The sequence below is a fragment of the Pantoea sp. PNA 14-12 genome (assembly GCF_004364735.1).
GTDB classification, from domain to species: domain Bacteria; phylum Pseudomonadota; class Gammaproteobacteria; order Enterobacterales; family Enterobacteriaceae; genus Pantoea; species Pantoea stewartii.
In genome coordinates this window covers 1,457,121-1,482,317 of record NZ_SOAJ01000001.1, presented here as the reverse complement: position 1 = coordinate 1,482,317, position 25,197 = coordinate 1,457,121, and the positions used below count along the sequence as shown (strand labels likewise).

The window sequence follows — 25,197 nt, the reverse complement described above, 5'->3', positions numbered from 1 at the left end:
GGTCGATATGTCGGTCCGAATTTTAGCGCTGGATACAGCGACAGAAGCCTGTTCTGCGGCATTGCTTAACGGGCAAGAGAGTGACGCACGTTTTGAAATTGCGCCGCGCGATCACACACAGCGCATTTTGCCGCTGGTCGCCGAGCTGCTGCAGGCTCAGCAACTGGAACTCACCGAACTCGATGTGCTGGCCTTTGGTCGCGGGCCCGGCAGTTTTACGGGCGTGCGTATCGGGATTGGTATTGCCCAGGGGCTGGCACTCGGCGCGGCGTTACCGATGACGGGTATTTCCACCCTGGCCACGCTGGCGCAGGGCGCCTGGCGTCAGCACGGTGCCTGTCGGGTACTCACCGCGATTGATGCGCGCATGGGTGAAGTGTACTGGGCAGAATATCAGCGCGATGAGGACGGTATCTGGCAAGGTGAAGCAACGGAAAGCGTGCTTACGCCCGAGGCCGCATTGGAGCGCATGCATGCGCTGAGCGGGGAGTGGTATACCGCCGGTACCGGATGGCAGGCCTGGCCGGTACTGCAGCAGGGCCATGCACTTCAGCTCAAAGACAGCGGCGTTTTGCTGCCAGCGGCTGAGGACATGTTGCCCCTGGCGGCGCGCGCCTTAGCACAGGGGCAAACCGTGTTGCCCGAACAGGCAGAGCCAACCTATCTGCGTAATGAAGTGGCATGGAAAAAACTGCCGGGCCGCTGACAGGCAACGCAACTTATTGTTATCGGGGCACTCTAAACATCAACCTTCAGGAGAATGTCTATGTCAATGTGTCGTAGAGGCGTTGCCGGTGTGATGTTAGTCTGCGCCCTGGTGTTAAGTGGTTGTGTTTCCGTACCGGATACGATTAAAGGTCACTCAGCGTTGCCCCAGCAGGATTTACTGCGGGTGATGAGCAATCCGGCCCTCTATGTCGGCCAGGAGTCGCGCTTTGGCGGTAAAGTGGTCAACGTGATTAACCGCAATGGCAAAACCCGGCTGGAAATTGCGACCCAGCCGCTGGATGACGGTGCGCGCCCAGTGCTGGGGGCCAGCTCGGTAGGGCGTATCTATGCCGACATTCCCGGTTTTGTTGACCCGACGGATGTGAAAGACCAGTACGTCACCGTTCTCGGCACGATTAAGGGAACGGAGCCTGGTAAAATCGGCGAAGCAAACTACTTGTTTGTGGTCGTTGATGTTCGGGGGTACCAGCGCTGGCATTTGACCCGTCAGATCGTGTCACCGCCAGAGCCTCTCGATCCCTGGATCTGGTATGGCCCCACGCGCCATCGTGGTGGTTACTGGGGGCCGAATCCTTACTGGGGCATGTACAACCCCGGTCCGGCTCAGGTCGAGACCATCCTCACGCAATAGTGTGACATCCGTTTTGAACAGGCCCGGTCGCGGTGCTCGCAACCGGGCTTTTTATTTGCATCATTAACCAACACGAAATTTAGTGATGGGCTTCGCAACCTCAACATGCCAATAAGAGCAAACTGGTACAATCAGTTAAAATATTGTTAACAAATACGATTGTTGAGGCGGCGATGAGTACACAACAAGATTATCGGGGTGAATCCTTGAATAAGGTTTGGCTGAAACGCTACCCGGCAGACGTCCCTGCCGAAATTAATGCTGATCGTTATACGTCTCTGGTCGATTTATTTGAGCAGGCTGTCGTGCGTTACGCCGGACAGCCCGCATTTTACAACATGGGTCAAAAAATGACCTACCGCCAACTGGACGAGAAAAGCCGGGCGTTTGCGGCATATTTGCAACACGAACTCAGGTTACAACCGGGCGCGCGCGTCGCGCTCATGATGCCGAACCTGCTGCAATACCCGGTCGCGCTGTTTGGTGTGCTCCGGGCCGGCATGGTCGTGGTTAACGTCAATCCGCTTTATACCCCGCGTGAACTGAAGCATCAGCTAAATGACAGCGGTGCCAGTGCGATCGTCATCGTGTCGAACTTTGCACATACGCTGGAAAAAGTCGTCGCTGATACGGCGGTCAAACATGTGGTGCTGACCCGGATGGGGGATCAACTGGCACCGGTAAAAGCCACGCTGGTGAATTTTGTGGTGAAGTATGTGAAGCGGCTGGTGCCCAAGTATCATTTGCCGGGGGCGATATCGTTTCGCCATGTGCTGGAAACGGGCGCGTCAATGCCGTATCGACGTCCACAGGTCAGTAATGATGATTTGGCATTCCTGCAATACACGGGCGGGACGACCGGCGTCGCGAAAGGTGCGATGCTGACGCACCGAAACATGCAGGCAAACCTTGAGCAAACCAAGGCGACGTATGGCAAGTTACTCCGCGACGGCAAAGAGTGCGTCGTGACGGCCTTGCCGCTCTACCATATCTTTGCGCTGACCGTGAACGGCTTGCTGTTCGTGGAACTGGGTGGGCAAAACGTATTGATCACCAATCCGCGCGACATTCCCGCTTTTGTGAAAGAAATGGCGAAGTATCCTTTCACGGCGATAACCGGCGTGAACACGCTGTTCAATGCCTTACTCAACGATGATAATTTTAACAAACTTGACTTCTCGACGTTACGTCTGTCCGCGGGCGGGGGGATGGCGGTGCAAAAAGCAGTGGCGGAACGTTGGGAAAAACTGACCGGGCACTATCTGCTGGAAGGCTATGGGCTGACGGAATGTTCCCCACTGGTGTCGGTTAATCCCTACGACATTAACTGCCACACCGGCAGTATTGGTTTGCCGGTTCCCTCAACGGATGTCATTATTCTGGATGAAAACGGTAATGAAGTCCCCACTGGTGAGCCCGGCGAATTATGCATTCGTGGGCCGCAGGTAATGTTGGGTTACTGGCAGCATCCGGAGGCCACGGCAGAGGTCCTGAAAAATGGCTGGCTCCACAGCGGCGATATTGTTACCGTTGATCACGAAGGATTTATCCGCATCGTTGACCGCAAAAAGGATATGATTCTGGTTTCGGGCTTCAACGTCTATCCTAATGAGATAGAAGATGTCCTGATGCAGCATCCGAAAGTGCGTGAAGCGGCAGCCATTGGTGTGCCGAGTGAGTTGTCCGGTGAAGCGGTGAAGGTTTGTGTGGTCAAGAAAGATCAGTCGCTGACCAAAGAAGAGCTGCTGGACCACTGTCGCCGTCAACTGACAGGCTACAAAGTGCCCAGGATTGTTGAGTTTCGTGAGGAACTGCCTAAAACGAATGTAGGAAAAATTCTGCGTCGTGAACTGCGCGACGAGGTGAAAACCAGCGCAAGCTGATTCGCCGTCAGGATTCAGGTTGAACGCCGGCACTGTCCGGCGTTTTTATTGCTTTTAACATGGAGCACCGCACGTTGTCAGCTGCGGTGGAAACTGAACGTGAACTATTCTCTGATCGATAACGATGATCACCTGGCCGAGGTGTGTCAAAAAGCACGCCAGCATACGGCTGTCGCCCTGGATACCGAATTTGTCCGTACCCGGACCTACTATCCTCAGCTGGGGTTAATCCAGCTGTTTGATGGCGAGCAGTTAGTCCTGATCGATCCGTTACCTGTCCGTGACTGGTCACCGTTTATTGCGCTCTTAACGGATACCCGCGTGACCAAATTTTTGCACGCCGGGGGGGAAGATCTGGAAGTGTTCCTGCACCGCTTTGGGGTACTGCCACAGCCCATGATCGATACACAGATTCTGGCGGCGTTCAGCGGTCAGCCACTTTCCTGGGGTTTTGCCTCAATGGTGGCGCATTTCACTCAGGTGGAATTAGACAAAAGTGAAGCCCGGACCGACTGGCTGGCCCGTCCGCTGACTGAGCGGCAGTGTCAGTACGCCGCAGCGGATGTGCATTACCTGCTGCCCATTGCGCATCAGCTGATGGCGCAGGTGGAGCAGGTGGGGAACGTGACGGCGGCACTGAGCGAATGTGAAAACCTGTGTCAGCGCCGTTTAGATGTGCTTGATCCCGAGGACGCATGGCGGGACATCACCAACGCCTGGCAACTGCGTCCGCGTCAACTGGCCGCGCTGCAGCGCCTGGCGGCATGGCGGCTTAACGTTGCCCGCGAAAAAGACATGGCGGTCAATTTTGTGGTGCGTGAAGAAAACCTGTGGAAAGTGGCGCGCTTTTTGCCGGGCTCGCAAGGGGAGTTAGACCATCTGGGCCTGTCCGGTCACGAGATCCGTTTTCACGGCAGGGCAATGCTGGCGCGGGTTGCTGAAGCCGCCGCGCTGGAGGACAGTGCGTTACCACCGCCGTTAGCGAATCTGGTGGATCACGTGCATTACAAACGGGCTTTTAAAGCGATTAAAGCACTGGTACAGCAGGTCAGTGAACAGAGCGGATTAAGTCAGGAACTGCTGGCATCACGTCGACAGATTAATCAGGTGTTGAGTCAGCACTGGGGATTAAAGCCACAGAACCGTGAGCCCGAACTGCTGGCAGGCTGGCGCGGTGCGCTTCTGAAACCCGGCATTAGCGAGATACTTGCCGAGATATAAAAAAATTCCCCTGCTACTGCGCAGGGGAATCTCAGGAAACCAGACGCGTCATTTCGTTACGTCTTCCGTTTCAGGTAAGGTGACGTTCAGTTCCAGAATCGAGATATCATCTCCTTTCTGATCAAGCTGAACCGTCACCATGTCCGGATCAATCTTCACGTACTTGCAAATCACGTCCAGAATGTCGCGCTTGAGTTGCGGAAGATAGTGGGGCTCACTGTCGCCCCTTCTCCGTTCTGCCACAATAATCTGCAGCCGTTCCTTGGCTATGTTGGCAGTGTTCTTCTTCCGGGATAAAAAGAAATCAAGTAATGCCATGGTTTATCCCCCGAACAGGCGTTTCAGGAAACCCTTCTTCTCTTCTTCAATAAAGCGGAAGGGGCGAACTTCACCGAGCAACCGTTCAACGGTATCGGCATAGGCTTTACCCGCATCGGACTCCGCGTCCAGAATCACGGGTTCACCCTGGTTTGAGGCACGCAGCACAGACTGGTCTTCCGGGATGACGCCGACCAGCGGTATGCGCAGGATTTCCAGCACATCTTCCATGCTCAGCATATCGCCACGGTTAACACGACCCGGGTTATAGCGGGTCAGCAGCAGATGCTCTTTAACCGGCTCCTGGCTGGTTTCCGCACGGCGTGATTTGGACGAAATGATACCGAGAATACGGTCAGAGTCGCGAACCGAAGAGACTTCCGGGTTAGTGGTGATGATGGCTTCATCGGCAAAATAGAGCGCCATTAACGCACCGGTTTCAATGCCCGCAGGGGAGTCACAAACAATAAAATCGAACTCCATCTCCGCAAGATCATTCAGGACTTTCTCGACGCCTTCGCGGGTCAGCGCGTCTTTGTCACGGGTTTGTGAGGCAGGCAAAATATACAGCTGCTCAGTGCGCTTGTCGCGGATCAGGGCCTGATTCAGCGTGGCATCACCCTGAATAACATTCACGAAATCATAAACAACCCGGCGCTCGCAGCCCATGATCAAATCAAGGTTACGCAGGCCGATATCAAAGTCGATGACAACCGTTTTCTTGCCTTTCTGCGCTAAACCGGTGGCGATGGCCGCGCTTGACGTGGTCTTACCAACGCCCCCTTTACCGGATGTAACTACAATAATGCGTGCCATAAATATTGATTTCCTTAACGAAAGAAAAGGGGCCTAATTAAGTGTCTGGATAGTCAGCGCGCCATCCTGAAGGCAAAGCCGCGCTGCTTTAGCAAAATATTCTTCGGGGATCTGATCCATAATCCAGTACTCCCCGGCGATAGAAACCAACTCTGCGGACAGGTTGGTACAAAAAATCTGGCATTCTCTGTCGCCGCTGGCGCCTGCCAGCGCCCGACCACGCATCATGCCGTAAATATGGATATTGCCGTCAGCGACCAGTTCTGCACCGGCACTGACGCTACTGGTCACAATCAAATCCGCATTACGGGCATAGATTTGCTGGCCTGAACGGACCGGTGTATTGACGATGCGTGTCTTCGCGGCCAGAGGTTCCGCAGCAACCAGTTTGAGTTCAGGTTTTGGCTCCTCACGTTTCTGGCTCTCTTTCCCCTCTGCCAGCACCGGCAGACCGGCACGGGCGATCAGCTTTTTCAACGCCTCGTCTTTGCAGCCACTGACACCGACAATACGCAGTCCCGTAGCGCTTACCGCCTGCAGCATCTGTTTCCAGTTTACGGCGGCATTGAGTGCCGCAACATTCAGCACCACTGGTGCGTTTTTCAGGAAATCGGGTGCCTGGTCAATTTTGTCCTGAAGCGCTTTGCGGATCACCTCTGGCTCATGGTGATGCAAATGAACAACAGACAAGGTAAAACTGCTTCCCTTAAATTCGATTGGCGATTGCGGCATCTGTCCCGACTCAGTCCTGTTTTACTACCCTGTGCTAAGCGATGATAAAAGCATCGTTAAAGCGCGATCGGCGAATATTCGAAGTACTGCAAGCATGTTATAGTTAGCGCTATATTCAAACAAGCCTCAGCGCGGGTTAATTCGAGTAAAAAATATGTTTTGTGTGATCTACAGAAGTCCCGTCCGTGACCAGACTTATCTTTATGTTGAAAAAAAAGACGATTTTTCGCGCGTGCCTGACGCGCTGTTGAAAGGCTTTGGTAAACCGCAATTGGCCATGGTGATTAACCTTGCCCAACGCGACAAGCTGGCCAACGCCGACATCAATAAAGTTAAGCAGGGGTTAAGCGAGCAGGGATATTATTTGCAAATTCCTCCGCCGATTGAAAGTTTGTTAAAAACCCATCTTGAGGCGGACAAAAAAGATTAACTCGGATTGTTCCGTTAATATTATTGATGTGCGGCAGTGAACGGCAAATTTATATTTTGCATCCGCGCTGAATATTAATTGTGCAGCGCCGCTGTTTTCCCCTTCCCGGTAACCTGCCGCACCGCGTTTTCCTGTACTGACGCACAAATAGCCTGGCGGGCAGGTTGACAATTCCTGCGCATCTGTCAGGTTAAATCATCGCAATGGCTACGCAGGGGAGCGCTGTGCGGTGCTGCCCTGTATGCTTTTAATCGTCGAAGACTGACCGTCCGGCATCATGAAACAGGGGATTAGCATGTATCAGCATCGTAACTGGCAAGGCGCTTTGTTAGATTATCCCGTCAGCAAAGTGGTTTGCGTGGGCAGCAACTATGCGAAACACATTAAAGAAATGGGCAGTGCGACGCCGACCGAACCGGTTATCTTTATTAAACCGGCTTCGGCCTTGTGCGATCTGCGGCAGCCTTTATCCATTCCTGATGCCTTTGGTGAAGTGCATCATGAAGTCGAGCTGGCGGTGTTGATCGGCACCACGCTAAAACAGGCCAGCGAAGCGCACGTGGCGAAAGCCATTGCCGGTTATGGTGTGGCGCTGGATTTGACGCTGCGCGATCTGCAGGCGGGCTTAAAAAAAGCCGGACAACCCTGGGAAAAAGCAAAAGCGTTTGATAACGCCTGTCCGCTGTCAGGTTTCATACCGGTCGCGGAGTTTGCGGGCGATCCCCAGAATACCGATCTGAAGCTGGTGGTAAACGGGGAAGTCCGTCAGGATGGCAATACGTCAGATATGATTCACAAAATCCTGCCGCTGATTGCCCATATGAGTCAGTATTTTACGCTACATGCTGGCGACGTCATTTTGACCGGTACGCCAGAAGGGGTGGGCCCAATGCGGTCAGGCGACACGCTGGAAGTCTCCTTTGCCGGTCACGGAATCAGTACGCGCGTGCTGTAAAACTTGCATCAGCGTGCTGATCGCTTTATAAGGTGCGGTTTACGCTAAATCTGGACAATCATCATGACTGAAACCCCTTTCTGGCAACACAAACGCCTGGCACAAATGAGCGATGAGGAATGGGAATCCTTGTGTGATGGTTGTGGTCAGTGTTGTCTAAACAAACTTCAGGACGCGGACACGGATGAAATTTATTTCACCAATGTCGCCTGTAATCAGCTCAACATCAAAACCTGCCAGTGCCGTAACTATGCGCGTCGCTTTGAATATGAAGAAGACTGTATCAAGCTGACGCGCGAAAATCTGACCACCTTTGACTGGTTACCGCGCACCTGTGCCTACCGTTTACTGGGCGAGGGCAAGCCGCTGCCTGCCTGGCATCCGCTGCTGACGGGCTCAAAAAATGCGATGCATGCGCAGCGAATTTCTGTACGTTACATTGCAGTGCGGGAAAGTGAAGTGCGCGACTGGGAAGATCATATTATCGATCGCCCTGACCGGAATGGCTAAGTCCTGACGATAAAGGCTGCCCCTGGCAGCCTTTTAACGGATTAACGACCGAATAAGTCGCGGCGTTTAGGTTTAAACGGCTGAGCAAGCAACACCAGCACACCCACCAGCAGATAAGCCGCGAAGATGCCGATCATCCACTGTGGCATGGCGAGTGATAAGAAGCGCCAGGCCTGTTCCGAACAATCGCCGCTGGCGACAAATACCGATGGCAACCATTTATCCAGCGGCAACCAGGCGGGGAAGCGGGCGGCAAAGTCACAGGTTACAAAGGGATTCGGATGCAGCAGGATCATGGTGTGTTCGTAAGAAAGGCGCAGGCCTTCCCATGCGCTGTATATCCATAACACAATCGCCACCAGTCGAACCGGCGAACGTGGCATCAGGAAGCCAAGGATGCCTGCGCCCATCACGCCAAAAAGCGCGCAACGCACGTAAATACACATGACGCAGGGTTTATAGCCCAGACCATGCTGAAACCATAATGCTGTCAGTTCCAACGCCAGAGCGGAAAGGGCCAATAATAACCAGGCACCGCGACCCCGCGAACATTGGTTTAAATATCGCAACATAGTGCATTCCCTGTAAACGTTAATGCCCCGCAGTGTAAACCAAAAGACGCGGCGCGCCATCCTGTGGTAAGAAAAAATCGTGTGCAAACCTAACCTGGCCCTGATCCAGATTAATTCTTTGTCTGTTCGCGAATGCGGCTGGCACCTTCTGCCTCATTCGGCGGATTATTCATCAACGCGCTGCTGCCCGAGGCGGTTTTCAGGGCTTAACCTAAGGCATCCTCGCACGTATGGCGCAGCACGGTAATCTGTCTTATTTTTGTGCTGAACCGCATTTTTAATCGTTGACAAGGCTATATCCGCTATAGGCGCTCTGGTATGATGAGTGCCCATTACGATCCAGAAAGCAATGAGAACACACAGTTATGGTTATTAAGGCGCAGAGTCCAGCCGGATTTGCTGAAGAGTATATTATTGAAAGCATCTGGAACAGCCGTTTTCCACCCGGATCGATCCTTCCTGCCGAACGTGAGCTTTCTGAACTGATTGGCGTAACGCGTACAACGTTACGTGAAGTGTTACAACGCCTGGCGCGAGACGGCTGGTTAACCATTCAGCATGGCAAGCCCACGCGCGTTAACGATTTCTGGGAAACGTCGGGTCTGAACATTCTGGAAACCCTGGCGCGTCTGGACCACGATAGTGTACCGGCTTTGATCGATAACCTGTTGTCGGTGCGCACCAATATTTCTTCTATTTTTATCAGCCGCGCGCTGCGCCACTATCCTGAGAAGGCGCGTGAGGTGCTGCAGGCCGTCGCGCAAACCGACGATCAGGTGGACAGTTACACGGAACTCGATTATCGGGTGTTTCGCGGCCTGGCGTTCGCCTCGGGCAATCCGATTTATGGCCTGATCCTGAATGGGTTGAAAGGACTGTATACGCGCGTTGGGCGGCACTATTTCTCCAATCCGGAAGCCCGTAAAGTCGCCCGCGAGTTTTATCTGACACTGCTCGACCTGTGTGACAAACAGCCCACTCAGGATGAAATCGTGGAGTGTGTCCGGCATTACGGACGCCAGAGTGGAGATATCTGGCATTCGATGCAAAAGAGTATGCCGAACGACTTAGGCGCTAAGCGCTAAAAAAAAACCGGACTGCGCGTCCGGTTTTTTTATGCCTGTTTTAGAGGGGAACATTGCGCGGTGGATTGCGATCCAGCAGTTCGACGCTGCCATCTTCATTCTGCTGTTCCAGAATCACATCAAAGCCCCACAGGCGGTGCACGTGCTTAAGCACCTCCCGACGGCTCTTATCGAGTGGTGCACGGCTTTGTGGCACGTAGCGCAGCGTCAGGGAACGATCACCCCGTAAGTCCACATTGTAAACCTGAATATTGGGCTCCAGATTACTCAGGTTGTACTGTGCCGAAAGCTGCTGCCGAATGGCCCGATAGCCGGACTCGTCGTGGATCGCGGCAATTTCCAGATAATTGTTGCGGTCGTCGTCCAGCACAGTGAACAGCCGGAAGTCACGCATGACCTTAGGCGACAGGAACTGACTGATAAAGCTTTCATCTTTAAATTCACGCATCGCGAAATGCAGGGTTTTCAGCCAGTCAGAACCGGCAATATCCGGGAACCAGTAGCGATCCTCTTCCGTCGGCGACTGACAAATACGTTTAATATCCTGGAACATGGCAAAGCCCAGTGCATACGGATTGATACCGCTGTACCACTGGCTGTTGTAGGGCGGTTGATAGATTACGTTGGTATGGCTGTGCAGGAACTCCATCATAAAGCGTTCTGACACTTTGCCTTCATCATAGAGGTGATTCAGGATGGTGTAATGCCAGAAGGTCGCCCAGCCTTCATTCATCACCTGAGTTTGTTTCTGCGGGTAAAAATACTGGCTCACCTTACGCACAATGCGCAGAATTTCACGCTGCCACGGCTCCAGCAGCGGCGCGTTCTTTTCCATAAAGTAGAGCAGGTTTTCCTGCGGTTCAGAAGGGTAGCGCGCCGCTTCAAAATGCGCGGCTTCTTTTTCACGCCGCGGTAAGGTGCGCCATAAGGTATTGACCTGGCTTTGCAGATACTCTTCGCGGCTTTTTTGCCTGGCCTTCTCTTCCTGCAGGGAAATTTTTTGCGGGCGCTTATAGCGGTCCACACCGTAATTCATCAGGGCGTGACATGAATCGAGCAGGCGCTCCACTTCTTCAACGCCATAGCGCTCTTCGCAGTCAGCAATGTAATTTCTGGCAAATAACAGGTAATCCACAATGGAGCTGGCATCGGTCCAGCTGCGGAAGAGGTAGTTATTTTTAAAAAAGGAATTATGCCCATAGCAGGCGTGCGCCATAACCAGCGCCTGCATGGTCATGGTGTTCTCTTCCATCAGATAGGCGATGCAGGGGTTAGAGTTAATCACGATCTCATAAGCCAGACCCTGCTGCCCATGCTTGTAACGTTGCTCAGTCTCAATAAATTTTTTGCCAAACGACCAGTGCGAATAGTTGATGGGCATACCGACGCTGGAGTAGGCGTCCATCATCTGCTCGGAGGTAATCACTTCAATTTGGTGCGGGTAGGTATCCAGACCGTAGTGTTTCGCTACGCGGTCGATTTCAGCGAGATAGACATCCAGTAACTCGAATGTCCAGTCGGGCCCGTCGCTGAGTCGTTTGCTGTCCATGATGGAATCGTCAAAGATTGTTGTCATAGCGCACCTCTGTTTTGGCGAACGGACTCACCCTGACGCGTTGTCCGTTACGATTTATTTAAGGCTCTTCCTGAGAAAGGAACCCAAAAAAACTGAGTGAACAGATCAATGATAGTTCACTGTCGCTTATCCGATCCGGGAACTCAAACGAATTCTTTGGCAGAAAAATCATTTCAGGTTTACCGCGCTGGGATTAAATAGCTCTACACACTGAATAGCTGTTACTTTTCAGCATTAAATGCTGGCTTTTTGCAGGGAGGGAGATTATGAAGGATTCTCCTGTGAAAGGCATAATTAACCAGAACTGGTGTCATTTATGCCTGATTTTTTAATAAAGGACGCATAATTCTCTGAATTTGAGGGCGTGAAATGATTTTAGTTACCTGTAGGCGCAAAAAGAGGTGAAATGGATGGATTGTGTAAAGGATGTTTCCACTTTGCGATCACTCTGAATGTTAACCGGTGAATAGTGGATTATGCTTTTTATTTTCGCGGGGGACTTATGCACGTAGTTATTCTTGGTAGTGGGGTTGTGGGCGTAACCAGCGCGTGGTATCTGGCGCGCGCCGGCCATCAGGTCACCGTGATCGATCGTCAGCCTCAACCCGCCATGGAAACCAGCGCGGCAAATGCCGGGCAGATCTCGCCAGGCTATGCGGCGCCCTGGGCTGCACCCGGTGTGCCGCTTAAGGCGATGAAATGGATGTTTCAGCGTCATGCGCCTCTGGCCATCCGGCTGGATGGCAGCCGCTTTCAGCTTGAGTGGATGTGGCATATGCTGCGTAACTGTGACATGCAGCACTACCAGCAGAATAAAAGTCGCATGGTCCGGCTTGCTGAATACAGCCGCGATTGCCTGAAGGCCCTCCGCGCCGAAACGGGCATTGCCTATGAAGGCCGACAGGGCGGCACGCTCCAGTTATTCCGTACGCAACAGCAATTCGAGAGCGCAAGCAAAGACATTGCCGTTCTGCGCGAGGCCGGCGTGCCCTATGAATTACTGGAGTCGCATCAGCTGGCCAGCGTTGAGCCTGCCCTTGCGGCGACGCAGCATAAACTTACCGGCGGTCTGCGGTTACCAAATGATGAAACCGGCGACTGCCAGCTTTTTACCCAGCGTCTGGCCAAAATGGCCGAGGAAGCCGGTGTGGTCTTCCGCTTCAATACACCCATCGATCAGCTGCTGCGCGACGGTAACCGGATTTACGGTGTGAAGTGCGGCGATGAGGTGATTAAAGCCGACAGCTACGTCGTTGCGCTGGGCTCCTGGTCCACCGCGTTGATGAAAAATATTGTGGATATCCCGGTCTACCCTCTGAAAGGCTATTCCTTAACGATTCCGGTGACGAATGCCGATGCGGCACCCGTCTCCACCATCCTGGACGAAACCTACAAAGTGGCCGTCACACGTTTTGATAACCGTATTCGAGTCGGCGGTATGGCAGAAATTGTGGGTTTTAACACCAAACTGCTTGAAGCGCGTCGCGAAACGCTGGAGATGGTGGTTACAGATCTTTATCCTGAAGGGGGTGATGTCAGCCAGGCCAGTTTCTGGACAGGCCTGCGTCCTATGACGCCAGACGGTACGCCGGTTGTCGGGGCGACGCCGCTGTCCAATCTTTATCTGAATACCGGACACGGCACACTGGGCTGGACAATGGCCTGTGGCTCCGGTCAGTTACTGGCTGATGTCATTTCCGGCACGTCGCCAGCGATTGCATCGGACGATCTCACGGTCTTCCGTTATTTGCCTGGTTTTGCGGCCAGCCGATCACCGCTTCGTAACGTTAACGCTACACGTTAAGCCTTCAGGGAGAGGAAGTATGTCACGTCCAATTGTCGCAACCATCAATCAACAGGCGTTGCGACATAACCTGGCCATTGTGCGTCGTGCGGCCCCCGCATCACGTGTCTGGTCTGTGGTGAAAGCCAATGCCTACGGCCATGGCATTGCCCGCGTGTGGGAAAGTCTGTCCAGCACCGATGGCTTCGCGTTACTGAATATGGAAGAAGCCATTCTGCTGCGGGAGCAGGGGTGGAAGAAACCCATCCTGCTGCTTGAAGGCTTTTTTCACCCTGACGATCTGACCTTAATCGATCGTTACCGTCTGACGACCAGCGTGCACAGCAACTGGCAGATTCATGCCCTGGCCAATGCGACGCTCTCGGCGCCTGTCGATATTTACCTGAAGATAAACAGCGGTATGAACCGACTGGGCTTTCGCCCTGAACAGGTAAATGGCATCTGGCATAAACTGCGTGCGCTGGAAAACGTCGGGGATATTACGTTGATGGCGCATTTCGCTGATGCCGAGAATCCCGACGGCATTGTGGCGCCGCTACAGCGAATCGCCGACGCCACCGAAGGGCTGGACAGCCCGGTCTCGCTGTCCAATTCGGCCTGTACGTTGTGGCATCCTGAGGCGCACAGGGACTGGGTGCGACCGGGGATCATTTTGTATGGTGCGTCACCCAGCGGTGACTGGCAGGACGTGGCCAGCAGTGGACTTCAACCGGTGATGACCCTGTCCAGTGAAATCATTGGTGTGCAGCAGCTTCAGGCCGGAGATGGCGTGGGTTATGGCTATCGCTACCGGGCATCCCAGCCGCAGCGAATAGGTGTTGTCGCCTGTGGCTATGCCGATGGTTATCCTCGCCATGCGCACAACGGGACGCCGGTTTTTGTTGATGGCGTGCTGACGCAGGTCGTGGGTGCGGTGTCGATGGATATGATTACCGTTGATTTAACACCCTGCCCACAGGCGGGCATTGGTTCACCTGTCGAGCTGTGGGGAAACAATGTCAAAATCGATCAGGTAGCAAAAGCGGCCGGAACGGTAGGTTATGAGCTGATGTGTGCCCTGGCCCCACGCGTTCCGGTAAACGTTATTTAATCGCTGTAATCCGGCTGTGCATATTTTTACTGCAGCGCCAGGCGAGGAACGCCAGCGCTGCACCCAGCAGCATCATCAACGCCAGCGACATTTTCTCTGCCAGTGGCAGGGCGACAATAAGCAAACTCCCCGCTGCACCGCCTGCCATCTGAATAAAACCCTGTAACGCCGATGCGACACCAGCCTGCTGTTGGTAAGGTTCCAGCGCATAGCTGGTGGCCGGGCCGACGGTGAAGGCCAGTCCGGCCACGGCCACGGCGACAGGGAACATATACAGCGCCCAGTGTGACTGCAGGCTGTCAGGCAGCAGTGTCATACCTGCCAGCAGCAGGCCAGCACCCAGTAGCATGGTCAGGCAACCCATCGCCAGGCAAAATGGCCTGCCCGCCTTACGAATCGCCTTGTTCACCACCACACTCACCAGCATGATCCAAAAGCCATTCGCGCCAAAGGCAAAGGAGAATGCCAAGGGCGACAGGCCGCCCTCGGTCATCAGAATGTGGGGCGCCAGCGAAACATACGTCAGCACCATGCCCAGTGCGCCCGCATTCGCGAAGGCAAAGGCCAGAAAGCGCGGCTGACGTAAAATGGCGGCATACTGATTAACGGGAAGCCCTTTTACACGCAGCGTATCGGCCGGACGGGTTTCCGGCAGCCAGATAATGACCATCAGCATCACGACGGCGGCATAAGTACACAGGAACCAGAAGGGCGCGCGCCAGTCAAAGGCGCTGGCCAGCAGTCCACCCAGCAACGGTGCCAGTGCGGGCACGATATTCAGTGCGCCATTCAGAAAGCCATAAGCCCGGGCTGCATCATCACCACTTAACCGGTCACGTACGCCGCTGAACGCAACGACGGCACTACAACATACCGCACAGCCCTGTACGACGCGGGCCAGCAGGAACAGCGGGAAGGAGGTGGCGGTGGCCGCAATGGCGCTGCCCGCTATGTAGAGCGTCAGTCCCAGCAGCGCAATAGGTTTACGCCCATAGTTATCGACCAGCGGGCCGCTCACCAGCTGACCCAGTCCCATTATCAGCAGGAAAAGGGGGATCGTTGTTTGTATCAGCGTCACCGGTGTTGACAGACCTTCTGCGATCTGCGGCAGCGTGGGTAAATAGAGATCGATGCCTAAAGGCGCCAGGAGCACCAGGCTTAACAGCAACAGGGTATATTTTTGCATAGAAACCAGAGGGTAAACGTACGATAAAGCGAGGGAAGAGGGTAATGATTAATAAAGCAAAAGGAAAGCGAATTACCAGCGAAATGGCGATGCCTGTCTGAAACAGGCATCGCAGGCTAAATCAGTACGCGCCGTCGCGGCGTAATACCACACCGGCTGTTTTAAACAGGATGGCAATATCCGTCCACAGCGCCCAGTTTTTGACATACCAGGAATCAAAGTAGACACGGGTATCGTAGTCAATGTCGTTACGTCCGCTCACCTGCCACAGGCCGGTCATCCCGGGCTTCGCCATCAGATAGTAATCCACGTCGCCGGCATAACGTTCCAGTTCCGCTTCGATAACCGGACGTGGGCCGACCAGGCTCATTTCACCCCGAATCACGTTCCAGAGCTGAGGTAACTCATCCAGGCTGGTTTTGCGCAGGAAGCCCCCGATGCGGGTAATGCGCGGATCATTTTTCAGCTTGAAGTCTTTGTCCCATTCGCGACGCGCTTCTTCGCTGGTCGCCAGCAGGTTTTCCAGCACCTCTTTGGAATTGGTGACCATCGAACGGAACTTCAGACATTTAAATTTCTTGCCATCCTGACCCACGCGCTCGTGACCATAAATGGCATTACCGCCATCACGCTTCACCATATAGCAAAGTAAGGCAAAAACCGGTGCCAGGAAGAGCAGCAGCAGCGAAGCTACCACAATATCAAATCCCCGTTTCAGGAAGCGTGACGAATGCTTCGCCAGGTTATTGCTGACGCGCAGAATCATCACTTCATGGCTGAAGATAAAGGACATGTCTGTGCCGTAAAGCGGTACACCGCGTAATGTTGGGATAACCGACACGGAACGGCAGTTCATTTTAGACAAGAATTTCAGCCAGCGGTCGCGCTCAGGCTGCTGTTCGTATTCCATTGCCACAATGAACTGCACATTGTCACGGTCGATGGTCTGCCAGTTAATATCGTTGGCGGAGATAACAGGCACACCATTAACGCTCTGCTGCAGCGGTGCGTCTTCAACGGAAATAAACGCCTGAACGTTATACCCGAGAATCTCCTCGCTTTGTAATGCGGCGTAAGCTTCGGTAGCGTTACGGCCCGAGCCAATGATAATGGTTTCTTTTTGCCATTGTCCGGCCCGGTTAATCGCGCTTTTCACGCCTGCACGCATTAACGGCAGCAACAGCAGGGCATAGCTCCAGCTGAACACCCAGACCATGCGGGAGAAGTCCCATTTGGAGAAGGCGATTAACGCCAGATCCAGCAGAGAGAACACGACGAGGGTTTTAACAATCTCTTTCAGTTCAAACCAAAAGGGTTTGCGGTAGGTATAGTGACGCAGGCGCATCCAGAACCAACCGGTGCAAAGCACCGACATAATAAACTGCGCAATAAAACGGTTCTCAATTTGATGGGGTGGAATAAAGGCATCAAGGTCGCCCCAAATTCCCTGCACGGTCGCAGCAGAGAGAAACAGCGCTAAATTCAGCGCAATGAGATCTGAAAAACTTAACGCAAGCTTTACAAGAATATTTTTACGAAGACCGCTCCACGAGCGAGTCGCATTGTTCATTACAATTGTACTTGCCATAAAACCTGCTCTCTTTAATGAAGTAAAAGATGGCCTGACCAGAATCAAGTACGCGTTCAGGGGTTAACGACTGAAAACCCGAAACCGGGACGTTTTCAGTTTGTTACAGTCATTAGAGCCATTAACGCTGCAAAAAACAGATTCTCTAAACGTGAGACAAGTCACGTAAAAATGCAGCACTGGAGAAGAGTATGCAGGAGATGTTTGACAGAGTTAATACGGAATAATTCTTAAAAAGTCAGGGGATAATCGCGCGGGTTTTGTTTAAGTTATTGATATGCAGAATATTGTATCAGAGATAAGCGTGATGCACGGAGATATTCAGGTCCATTTTTAGGAATTACCGCCAAACGGGCTGACTGGCGGTAATCCTCCGGGCTTACGCGGGTTTTTTTAATACCCAGCGGTCTTGTTGTTTATCGTAATGACCGATCGCTAATATCACTTCTTTACCGTCGATCCAGGCCGGTACGCTGGTTTCCTGATCCCAGCCGTCAAGCTGATAACTCAGGCCGGGATTGGTGTGGCAGGGAATACTCACCGTCACCGGGTCTTCGCTGCTGAATTCCGCATCAACAATTTCATAGCGACCAATTTTAACCACGTGACTCATGGATAACTCCCGTTTTAACTGAATGTTATAAAAGCGTAGTGCAATTCAGCTAATTAAACCGCGCTATTTAAATAAGATTATTCTTTGTCTTCATTGGGGCGCACGCCAATTTTAACAATATGATTATCTTCTTTCTCCGCTACCGTCCATGTCAGTTGATTCCATTCTATCTGGTCACCGACCACAGGTGCCCCGCCTAACATACTCATCATCAACTGACCCAGCGACTGTTGCGCGTTCGTATCTTCGTCGAGTTCAAGGCCATAAATCTGCGCGACATCATGAAGTCGCGCGTCGGCATCCAGAATAAAGTCGCCGAAGAAACGTTGATCCAGCGAGACAGGCGGCGACTGACTGAACATTTTGCCCAGCGCAGGCAGATCGCGCTCACGGCCAATCACACAAATCACGTCATTCTCTTTTAAACGCGTTGCGCCGTTGGGGTGCATTAACACGTTATCCCGAAACAGTGCGGCGATACGGGTTTCGCGTGGCATCTGTAAATCCCGCAGTGCCGCGCCCACGCACCATTTGTCGGCGCTGAGCTGATAGACGAACTGCTCCCACGGATTCTCCGGATGAATATCCAGCCCGATACGGCTAATCGGAGAGGCGGTAGGCGGAACCACCACTTTGGCTTTCTTCGCCGCAAAGCCCAGCGAGGTGCCCTGTAGCATCAGGGACACCAGCACCACGAAAAACGCAATATTAAAATAGAGCGAGGCATTTTCCAGACCGGCCATCATCGGGAAGACGGCCAGGATAATCGGCACTGCTCCGCGAAGACCGACCCAGCTGATAAAGATACGCTCCCGCGCCGTGAAGCCACGGAACGGTAACAGGCCGATAAACACCGACAGCGGACGTGCCACCAGAATTAACCACAGGGACAGAATCATCGCCGGAACAGCGATATGCCAGAGGTCGGAGGGCGTGACTAACAATCCCAGTACGATAAACATGCCGATCTGGCTGAGCCAGGCCATACCGTCAAAGGTCTGCAAAATGCCGAAACGGTTGCGGATAGGGCTGTTACCCAGTAAGAAGCCGCACAGATAGACGGCGAGGATGCCGCTGCCTTCCAGCACGGTGGTCAACGCAAAGACCAGAATGCCGCCGCTCAGTGCCAGTAAGGGATACAGGCCGGGAGCCAGATTCATGCGGTTAATCAGTTGCTGCAGGGCCCAGCCACCGCCCAGACCGAGGACAATCCCCAGACCGAACTGCTGAATCAGATGCACCACGAACATCCAGTCCAGACCGGTTCGTCCCTGCTCAATCATTTCGATCAGCGTAATGGTCAGAAACACCGCCATTGGGTCATTGCTGCCGGACTCAATTTCCAGCGTGGCACTGACACGCTCATTCAGACCTTTGTCACCGAGCAGGGAAAATACCGCTGCCGCGTCGGTGGAGCCGATAATCGCACCAATCAGGAAGCCCTGCATCATATCGAGCCTGAACAGCCAGGCCGCGACCATGCCAGTCAGGCCTGCCGTAATGATCACGCCTACGGTTGCCAGTGATAAGGCCGGTCCGAGCGCCACCTTAAAGGAGCTGGCTTTGGTGCGCATGCCGCCGTCCAGCAGGATGATTGCCAGGGCAAGGTTAGAGATCAGGTAGGCCGCCGGATAGTTATCAAATGCGATGCCGCCAATACCGTCAATGCCGGCCAGCATGCCCAGCGCCAGAAAAATCACCAGGATAGGAATGCCCAATCGGGACGAAAAGGAACTGAGCAAGATACTCGACGCAACCAGCACGGATCCAATAATGAAAAGACTATAAACAATAGTGTGGTTCAAACGCGGTCTCCTGAGATACGGCAGACAATGTTAACTAAGGGGTAGAAACATCCATGCTATGTCTGCAAGATAATGTTTTATCAATGAGTTGTCATTGTCATTTTGCAATTTATCTTAATTGCTAATGCACTGGATAATCCCAGTTAACAAGGCTAATAGGGGAGTTAGATAGCTTGCAGCAGGCAAGACCGCATTTTAAGAGGTTATAAATACAATAAAAAAAGCCGACTGGGCGTCGGCTTAGTGTCTCAGGCTTCCATTGCCTGTTTGTGAAACAGCTCACGAAACACAGGATAAATATCTTCGGGCTCCCGGATGTGCTGGATCGCAAAGTTGTCGAACATTGACTGCAGATGCTCGTATTCGCGCCATAAGGTCTGATGCGCGCGACGTGTTATCTCGATGTAGGTGTAGTAACGCACCACCGGCAACAGGTTTTTTGCCAGAATCTCGTGGCAGAGCGGTGAATCATCTGCCCAGTTGTCACCATCCGACGCCTGCGCGGCGTAGATATTCCATTGCGCGGGATCGTAGCGCTCCTTCACAACCTCATCCATCAGTTTCAGTGCGCTGGAGACGATGGTGCCGCCGGTTTCCTGCGAATAGAAAAACTCCTGCTCATCGACCTCTTTGGCCTGAGTATGATGGCGGATGTAGACCACCTCGACGTTTTTATAAGTCCGGCTGAGGAACAGATAGAGCAAAATATAAAAGCGTTTTGCCATATCTTTCGTCGCCTGATCCATCGAGCCGGAGACATCCATCAGGCAAAACATGACCGCCTGACTGGAAGGCTCGGGCCGCTTCTCGAAGTTTTTATAGCGCAGGTCAAAGGTGTCAATAAAGGGCACTCTGTCAATGCGCGCGCGCAGTTCGGCAATCTCCTTGCGCAGGCGTTCCTCTTCGAGTAACTGAGCGGGCTCTGACTTTTCTACTTCGCTGAGGGCATCCTCAAGCTCATGGAGCTGGCGGCGCTTACCTGCCGTCATCGCAGTACGTCGGGCCAGGGAATTTTGCAAAGAACGGACCACGCTGATGTTGGCGGGGACGCCATTCGAGGTAAATCCGGCACGGTGCGTTTTGTACTCATTCAACTGGCGGTGCTGATTTTTCCGCAGATTGGGCAGCGCCAGATCCTCAAACAGCAGATCCAGATATTCATCTTTGGAAATTTGAAAAACAAATTCATCCTCACCTTCACCATCCTGACTGGCATTTCCCTGACCTGAACCACTACCGCCCCCGCCTTGTGGGCGTTCAACACGGTCATTTTGCACGAAGTGATCATTGCCTGGATGAACGCGATGACGTTGACCACCCCGCCCCTGATGAAAAATGGGTTCATTGATATCATCTACGGGAATAGAGACGGATTCGCCACTGCTGACGTCGGTTACCGAGCGTTTGTTAATGGCCTCGGAAATCGACTGCTTAATCTGCGACTTGTAACGACGTAAGAAGCGCTGGCGATTAACCGCACTCTTGTTTTTACCGTTCAGTCGGCGATCGATAAAATAGGCCATGATGTTCCCCCAAACTACATTGCAAGCAGGCCGGGCTGACCCGACCTTAATATGACCGGTGCTGTCCCGCACCGGTTTGCTTACAGACTTTGATCAGGACGATTTACGCACGCGCAGATACCATTCACACAGCAGGCGAACCTGTTTGCGGGTATAGCCTTTTTCCATCATGCGATCGACAAAATCGTCGTGTTTCTTCTGCTCATCCGTAGAGGTTTTGGTGTTGAACGAGATAACCGGCAACAGCTCTTCGGTATTGGAGAACATCTTTTTCTCAATGACCGTACGGAGTTTTTCATAGCTGGTCCAGTTGGGATTTCTGCCATTATTATGCGCTCTTGCACGCAGCACAAAATTGACAATTTCATTACGGAAATCTTTAGGGTTACTAATCCCGGCAGGCTTCTCAATTTTCTCCAGCTCGGCATTCAGCGATTCACGGTCAAATAATTGTCCGGTATCCGGATCGCGATACTCCTGATCCTGAATCCAGAAATCCGCATAGGTTACATAACGGTCGAAAATATTCTGACCATATTCGGAATAGGATTCCAGATAAGCCGTTTGAATCTCTTTGCCAATAAACTCCGCATATTTAGGAATTAAATAGCCTTTGAGATGCTCAAGGTATTTTTCCGCCTGATCCTGTGGGAACTGCTCACGTTCAATCTGCTGTTCCAGCACATAGAACAGGTGCACCGGGTTGGCGGCAACTTCAGCATGGTCGAAGTTAAATACGCGTGACAGGATTTTAAAGGCGAAACGCGTTGACAGGCCATTCATGCCTTCGTCCACGCCCGCATAATCGTGGTACTCCTGCCAGGATTTCGCTTTCGGGTCGGTATCCTTCAGGCTTTCACCATCGTACACGCGCATTTTGGAGTAGATGCTCGAGTTATCGGGATCTTTCAGACGCGACAGGATAGAGAAGCGCGCCAGCGTCTCAAGCGTGCCAGGTGCACAAGGCGCAGTGGACAGCTCACTGTGATTCAGCAGCTTTTCATAAATCTTAATTTCCTCAGACACGCGCAGGCAGTAAGGCACTTTGACGATGTAAACACGGTCGAGGAAAGCCTCGTTGTTTTTATTGTTGCGGAAGGTTACCCATTCGGATTCGTTTGAGTGCGCCAGGATGATGCCGTTAAACGGCAGGGCTGAAATCCCTTCCGTACCGTTGTAGTTTCCTTCCTGCGTGGCAGTAAGCAGGGGGTGCAGAACCTTGATCGGCGCTTTAAACATCTCAACGAATTCCATGATGCCCTGGTTGGCCCGGCACAGTGCGCCAGAGTAACCGTAGGCATCAGGATCGTTTTGCGCGTGGTTTTCAAGTTTGCGAATGTCGACCTTACCGACCAACGCAGAGATATCCTGGTTGTTCTCATCGCCCGGCTCTGTCTTGGCGATGGCTAACTGCTCAAGAATCGATGGCCAGACTTTAACGACTTTAAAGCGTGTAATATCCCCGCCAAAGTCATGCAGACGTTTGGCGGCCCAGGGCGACATAATGGTGCCAAGGTAGCGACGCGGTACGCCGTACTCTTTTTCCAGAATGTTAGCGTCTTCCTGCGGGTTGAACAGGCACAGCGGATGGTCGTTGACCGGACTGCGTTCGCCGTCGGCACTGAGCACGTAGATAGGGACGCGTTGCATCAGGGATTTCAGGCGCTCAGCCAGGGAGGACTTACCGCCACCCACCGGACCCAGTAAATAGAGAATCTGCTTCTTCTCTTCAAGGCCTTGCGCTGCGTGTTTCAAATAGGACACGATCTGCTCAATCGCTTCCTCCATACCGTAAAACTCTTCGAACGCTGGGTAACGTCCCATAACCCGGTTAGAAAAGATTCTGGAAAGGCGTGGCTCCTGGGCAGTGTCGACCATTACTGGCTCACCAATAGCCATTAAGAGTCGCTCTGCTGCGTTGGCGTATGCACTGCGATCCTGTTTACAGATAGTCAGAAATTCCTGCAGTGTGAACTCTTCGTCCTTGGCAGCTTCATAACGCTGACGATAGTGATCGAATATATTCATAGCGATGCCCGTCCTTTCGTTTTTAGCACAGGTAAAGGAGCAATAATCAGTGCTCGTACAGCTCCCGGAAGATATTAATCTGTTTACTACAGCAACCCTTATGCCAACCTGATCGTTCTTATCGGGATGCACAACTTTTATGGTTACTTGGTAAGTACAAAAACTCGGGTATTAAGTTTAACTGTAGAAGGCATTCAGGAAATTTCATCATAGATTTTTGATTAGTGAGCCACATATCAATAACAAAATCATTTTGTTGCGAAACGTTTTTCCTCAGTTAACCCCCGTTCTGTGATGCCTTCAACCCGGTTATGCCACATTCTGCGGCAAACGCGGTAGATGATTTTGATATAAGGTTAATTCAGTCTGTAAAAAGCGTTAGACTCTATGTGTGATTGTTATATTTATGGAATGAATAAATTGTGAACCAATTCAAACTTAACGTGCTTATTGCACTTATCCCTTGTTATTTTCTGGGCCAGTCAGTACAAGCCGCACCCTTATCACTCGGTGCATCAGTGATTTATGCGCAGTCACCTTATCGTGGTGGACAGGACCGCTATTTGCCTGTTCCCATCATCAATTACGAAGGGGAAAAATTCTGGTTTAACACCCTGCAGGGTGGCTATTACGTGTGGAAAGACCCACAGGATCAGCTCTCTCTGTCGCTGTTGGGTTCGCCGCAGCAATACGACCCGGATGATAACGATCTGGGGGATATGAAGGGGCTGGATAAGCGCCGGATGACGTTGATGGGCGGGGTGACTTACCGGCACACGGATGACTGGGGCATCATACGGACCTCATTGTTAGGCGATGTGCTTAACAACAGCAACGGTATCGTCTGGGATTTGACCTATCTTTACCGTTTCAGCTTTGGCGACTTTACCTTTACGCCGGGAATTGGTGCATTGTGGAACAGCGCGAATCAAAACCGCTACTACTATGGCGTATCGGGTAACGAAAGCGATCGGACCGGAATTCGTCGTTATCATCCGGATGACAGCTGGTCGCCTTATGTGGAAATGAACGCCAGCTACAGCATTACCCCGCAGTGGAATGCCAGTCTTTCAGGGCGTTACACCCGCTTTGCCAGCGAAATCAAAGACAGTCCGATGGTTGATAAAAGCGGACAGTTTACGGTCTGGACAGGCGTCAGCTATACCTTCTGATGCGGCGCACCCCGGGAGTGCAGGCTGTGCGCTCTCAGGGTGCATATGCCCCCATTTAGTGCAGGAGAACCCGATGACAAAATATATCGATATTGCAGGTCAGCGTCAGATTCCGGCAATCGGTCTTGGCACCCGGTATATGGGGGAGGATCCCGCCAGCCGGCAACAGGAAATCAGTGCGCTTCAGGCAGGGCTGGATGCCGGTTTGCGGCTGGTGGATACCGCTGAAATGTATGCAGAGGGTGGCGCCGAAGAAGTGGTAGGCGATGCCCTGAAGGGACGGCGTGATGAGGCCCTGCTGGTATCGAAAGTTTATCCATGGAATGCCGGGAAACAGGATGCCATCGCCGCCTGCGAGGCCAGCCTGCGTCGTCTGCAAACGGATCGAATTGATTTGTATCTTTTGCACTGGCGCGGCAGTGTGCCACTCGACGAAACCATCAGCGCGATGCAGACTTTGCAGCAGCAGGGCAAAATTCGTGCGTGGGGTGTTTCAAACTTCGACAGCGAGGACATGGACGCCCTGTGGGCCGAAACGGGTGGCGAAAATTGTGCCACCAATCAGGTGCTTTATCATCTGGGTTCCCGCGGTATTGAATACGATTTGCTACCGCTCTGTCGCCAGCGCGCGATGCCGGTCATGGCGTATTGTCCCCTGGCACAGGCCGGTCGGTTACGCAGTCAGCTGTTTACCGACCCCGCTCTGAACGCAATTGCCCGCCAAAAAGGCATCACCGTGGCACAGCTTATGCTGGCCTGGGCGATTCGGGATGGCGATGTCCTTGCCATCCCTAAAGCCAGTTCACTGGTACATGTTCGTGAAAATGCGGCTGCGCTGGACATTACCCTGAGCGAGGAGGACTGTCTCAGACTCGACAGGGCTTTTCCGCCGCCACAACACAAACTGCCGCTGGATGTGGTCTGAACGCG

Annotated in this window: 23 protein-coding genes; 12 read left to right on the top strand and 11 right to left on the bottom strand. The window is 52.8% G+C overall.

All coding sequences use genetic code 11. The annotated features are described in order from the left end of the window. The first annotated feature begins 7 nt into the window (after positions 1-7). The 4 genes from tsaB to rnd all read left to right on the top strand — a co-directional run bounded on the left by tsaB (position 8) and on the right by rnd (position 4,464). Positions 8-706, top strand: coding sequence for a tRNA (adenosine(37)-N6)-threonylcarbamoyltransferase complex dimerization subunit type 1 TsaB (gene tsaB, locus C7434_RS07025; protein ID WP_133745263.1), 699 nt, complete (start codon positions 8-10; stop codon positions 704-706). Positions 707-766: 60 nt separating this feature from the next. Then, complete coding sequence (locus tag C7434_RS07020) at positions 767-1,360, top strand: Slp family lipoprotein (protein ID WP_133745262.1); 594 nt, start codon at positions 767-769, stop codon at positions 1,358-1,360. Between the two features lie 206 nt (positions 1,361-1,566). Then, positions 1,567-3,243: a long-chain-fatty-acid--CoA ligase FadD gene (gene fadD / locus C7434_RS07015; protein ID WP_133745318.1), complete on the top strand. Its 1,677-nt coding sequence runs from the start codon at positions 1,567-1,569 to the stop codon at positions 3,241-3,243. 99 nt (positions 3,244-3,342) lie between these two features. Continuing rightward, a complete protein-coding gene (rnd, locus tag C7434_RS07010; protein WP_110267438.1) occupies positions 3,343-4,464 on the top strand; it encodes a ribonuclease D in 1,122 nt (373 codons plus the stop codon). 48 nt (positions 4,465-4,512) lie between these two features. Here rnd and minE read toward each other — a convergent pair whose 3' ends face one another. From minE to minC, 3 genes are read right to left on the bottom strand one after another with little or no spacing between them, the layout of a single operon-like run. Next, positions 4,513-4,782 (bottom strand): cell division topological specificity factor MinE, encoded by a 270-nt coding sequence (gene minE / locus C7434_RS07005; RefSeq protein WP_006119446.1) that lies wholly within the window; start codon positions 4,780-4,782, stop codon positions 4,513-4,515. A gap of 3 nt (positions 4,783-4,785) precedes the next feature. Then, complete coding sequence (gene minD, locus C7434_RS07000) at positions 4,786-5,598, bottom strand: septum site-determining protein MinD (RefSeq protein WP_006119445.1); 813 nt, start codon at positions 5,596-5,598, stop codon at positions 4,786-4,788. Between the two features lie 33 nt (positions 5,599-5,631). Beyond that, on the bottom strand, positions 5,632-6,330 hold the full coding sequence (gene minC, locus C7434_RS06995) for a septum site-determining protein MinC (RefSeq protein ID WP_006119444.1): 699 nt from the start codon (positions 6,328-6,330) through the stop codon (positions 5,632-5,634). A gap of 154 nt (positions 6,331-6,484) precedes the next feature. On the opposite strand from minC, the gene C7434_RS06990 reads away from it, so the two are divergent. The 3 genes from C7434_RS06990 to C7434_RS06980 all read left to right on the top strand — a co-directional run bounded on the left by C7434_RS06990 (position 6,485) and on the right by C7434_RS06980 (position 8,225). Further along, positions 6,485-6,760, top strand: a complete 276-nt coding sequence (locus C7434_RS06990) for a YcgL domain-containing protein (protein WP_006119443.1) — start codon at positions 6,485-6,487, stop codon at positions 6,758-6,760. Between the two features lie 295 nt (positions 6,761-7,055). Then, the gene (locus C7434_RS06985; RefSeq protein ID WP_058701812.1) at positions 7,056-7,715 is read left to right on the top strand and encodes a fumarylacetoacetate hydrolase family protein; all 660 of its coding nucleotides are present in this window, start codon (positions 7,056-7,058) and stop codon (positions 7,713-7,715) included. Between the two features lie 63 nt (positions 7,716-7,778). Next, on the top strand, positions 7,779-8,225 hold the full coding sequence (locus tag C7434_RS06980) for a YcgN family cysteine cluster protein (RefSeq protein WP_033741898.1): 447 nt from the start codon (positions 7,779-7,781) through the stop codon (positions 8,223-8,225). 41 nt (positions 8,226-8,266) lie between these two features. Here the strand turns inward: C7434_RS06980 and dsbB are convergent, their stop codons facing one another. Continuing rightward, a complete protein-coding gene (dsbB, locus tag C7434_RS06975; protein WP_039343052.1) occupies positions 8,267-8,797 on the bottom strand; it encodes a disulfide bond formation protein DsbB in 531 nt (176 codons plus the stop codon). A gap of 365 nt (positions 8,798-9,162) precedes the next feature. Between dsbB and fadR the strand changes: the two genes are divergently transcribed. Next, positions 9,163-9,882 (top strand): fatty acid metabolism transcriptional regulator FadR, encoded by a 720-nt coding sequence (gene fadR, locus C7434_RS06970; RefSeq protein WP_033741897.1) that lies wholly within the window; start codon positions 9,163-9,165, stop codon positions 9,880-9,882. A 40-nt stretch (positions 9,883-9,922) separates the two neighbouring features. On the opposite strand, the gene C7434_RS06965 is transcribed toward fadR, so the two are convergent. Next, positions 9,923-11,458 (bottom strand): SpoVR family protein, encoded by a 1,536-nt coding sequence (locus C7434_RS06965; protein ID WP_033741895.1) that lies wholly within the window; start codon positions 11,456-11,458, stop codon positions 9,923-9,925. Between the two features lie 502 nt (positions 11,459-11,960). Between C7434_RS06965 and C7434_RS06960 the strand changes: the two genes are divergently transcribed. Next, a complete protein-coding gene (locus C7434_RS06960) occupies positions 11,961-13,262 on the top strand; it encodes a D-amino acid dehydrogenase (RefSeq protein WP_133745261.1) in 1,302 nt (433 codons plus the stop codon). A 19-nt stretch (positions 13,263-13,281) separates the two neighbouring features. Beyond that, a complete protein-coding gene (gene dadX, locus C7434_RS06955) occupies positions 13,282-14,352 on the top strand; it encodes a catabolic alanine racemase DadX (RefSeq protein WP_033741893.1) in 1,071 nt (356 codons plus the stop codon). On the opposite strand, the gene C7434_RS06950 is transcribed toward dadX, so the two are convergent. The 6 genes from C7434_RS06950 to yeaG all read right to left on the bottom strand — a co-directional run bounded on the left by C7434_RS06950 (position 14,345) and on the right by yeaG (position 23,095). Next, positions 14,345-15,538 (bottom strand): multidrug effflux MFS transporter, encoded by a 1,194-nt coding sequence (locus tag C7434_RS06950; protein ID WP_033741891.1) that lies wholly within the window; start codon positions 15,536-15,538, stop codon positions 14,345-14,347. The two genes, dadX and C7434_RS06950, sit on opposite strands and share 8 nt — an antisense overlap. A gap of 121 nt (positions 15,539-15,659) precedes the next feature. Beyond that, positions 15,660-17,126 carry an undecaprenyl-phosphate galactose phosphotransferase WbaP gene (gene wbaP / locus C7434_RS06945; protein ID WP_033741889.1) on the bottom strand — a complete coding sequence of 489 codons (1,467 nt, stop codon included), beginning with the start codon at positions 17,124-17,126 and terminating at the stop codon, positions 15,660-15,662. 379 nt (positions 17,127-17,505) lie between these two features. Further along, a complete protein-coding gene (locus C7434_RS06940; protein WP_033741887.1) occupies positions 17,506-17,739 on the bottom strand; it encodes a DUF1480 family protein in 234 nt (77 codons plus the stop codon). 77 nt (positions 17,740-17,816) lie between these two features. Then, complete coding sequence (locus C7434_RS06935; RefSeq protein ID WP_033741886.1) at positions 17,817-19,544, bottom strand: potassium/proton antiporter; 1,728 nt, start codon at positions 19,542-19,544, stop codon at positions 17,817-17,819. Positions 19,545-19,792: 248 nt separating this feature from the next. Beyond that, complete coding sequence (locus tag C7434_RS06930) at positions 19,793-21,067, bottom strand: YeaH/YhbH family protein (protein ID WP_006119424.1); 1,275 nt, start codon at positions 21,065-21,067, stop codon at positions 19,793-19,795. A gap of 93 nt (positions 21,068-21,160) precedes the next feature. Beyond that, a complete protein-coding gene (gene yeaG, locus C7434_RS06925; protein ID WP_006119423.1) occupies positions 21,161-23,095 on the bottom strand; it encodes a protein kinase YeaG in 1,935 nt (644 codons plus the stop codon). A gap of 422 nt (positions 23,096-23,517) precedes the next feature. Between yeaG and C7434_RS06920 the strand changes: the two genes are divergently transcribed. Together C7434_RS06920 and C7434_RS06915 are read left to right on the top strand one after the other, a co-directional pair. After that, complete coding sequence (locus C7434_RS06920; RefSeq protein WP_006119421.1) at positions 23,518-24,267, top strand: MipA/OmpV family protein; 750 nt, start codon at positions 23,518-23,520, stop codon at positions 24,265-24,267. Positions 24,268-24,340: 73 nt separating this feature from the next. Next, positions 24,341-25,192, top strand: coding sequence for an aldo/keto reductase (locus C7434_RS06915; protein WP_133745260.1), 852 nt, complete (start codon positions 24,341-24,343; stop codon positions 25,190-25,192). The last annotated feature ends 5 nt before the right edge of the window (positions 25,193-25,197 follow it).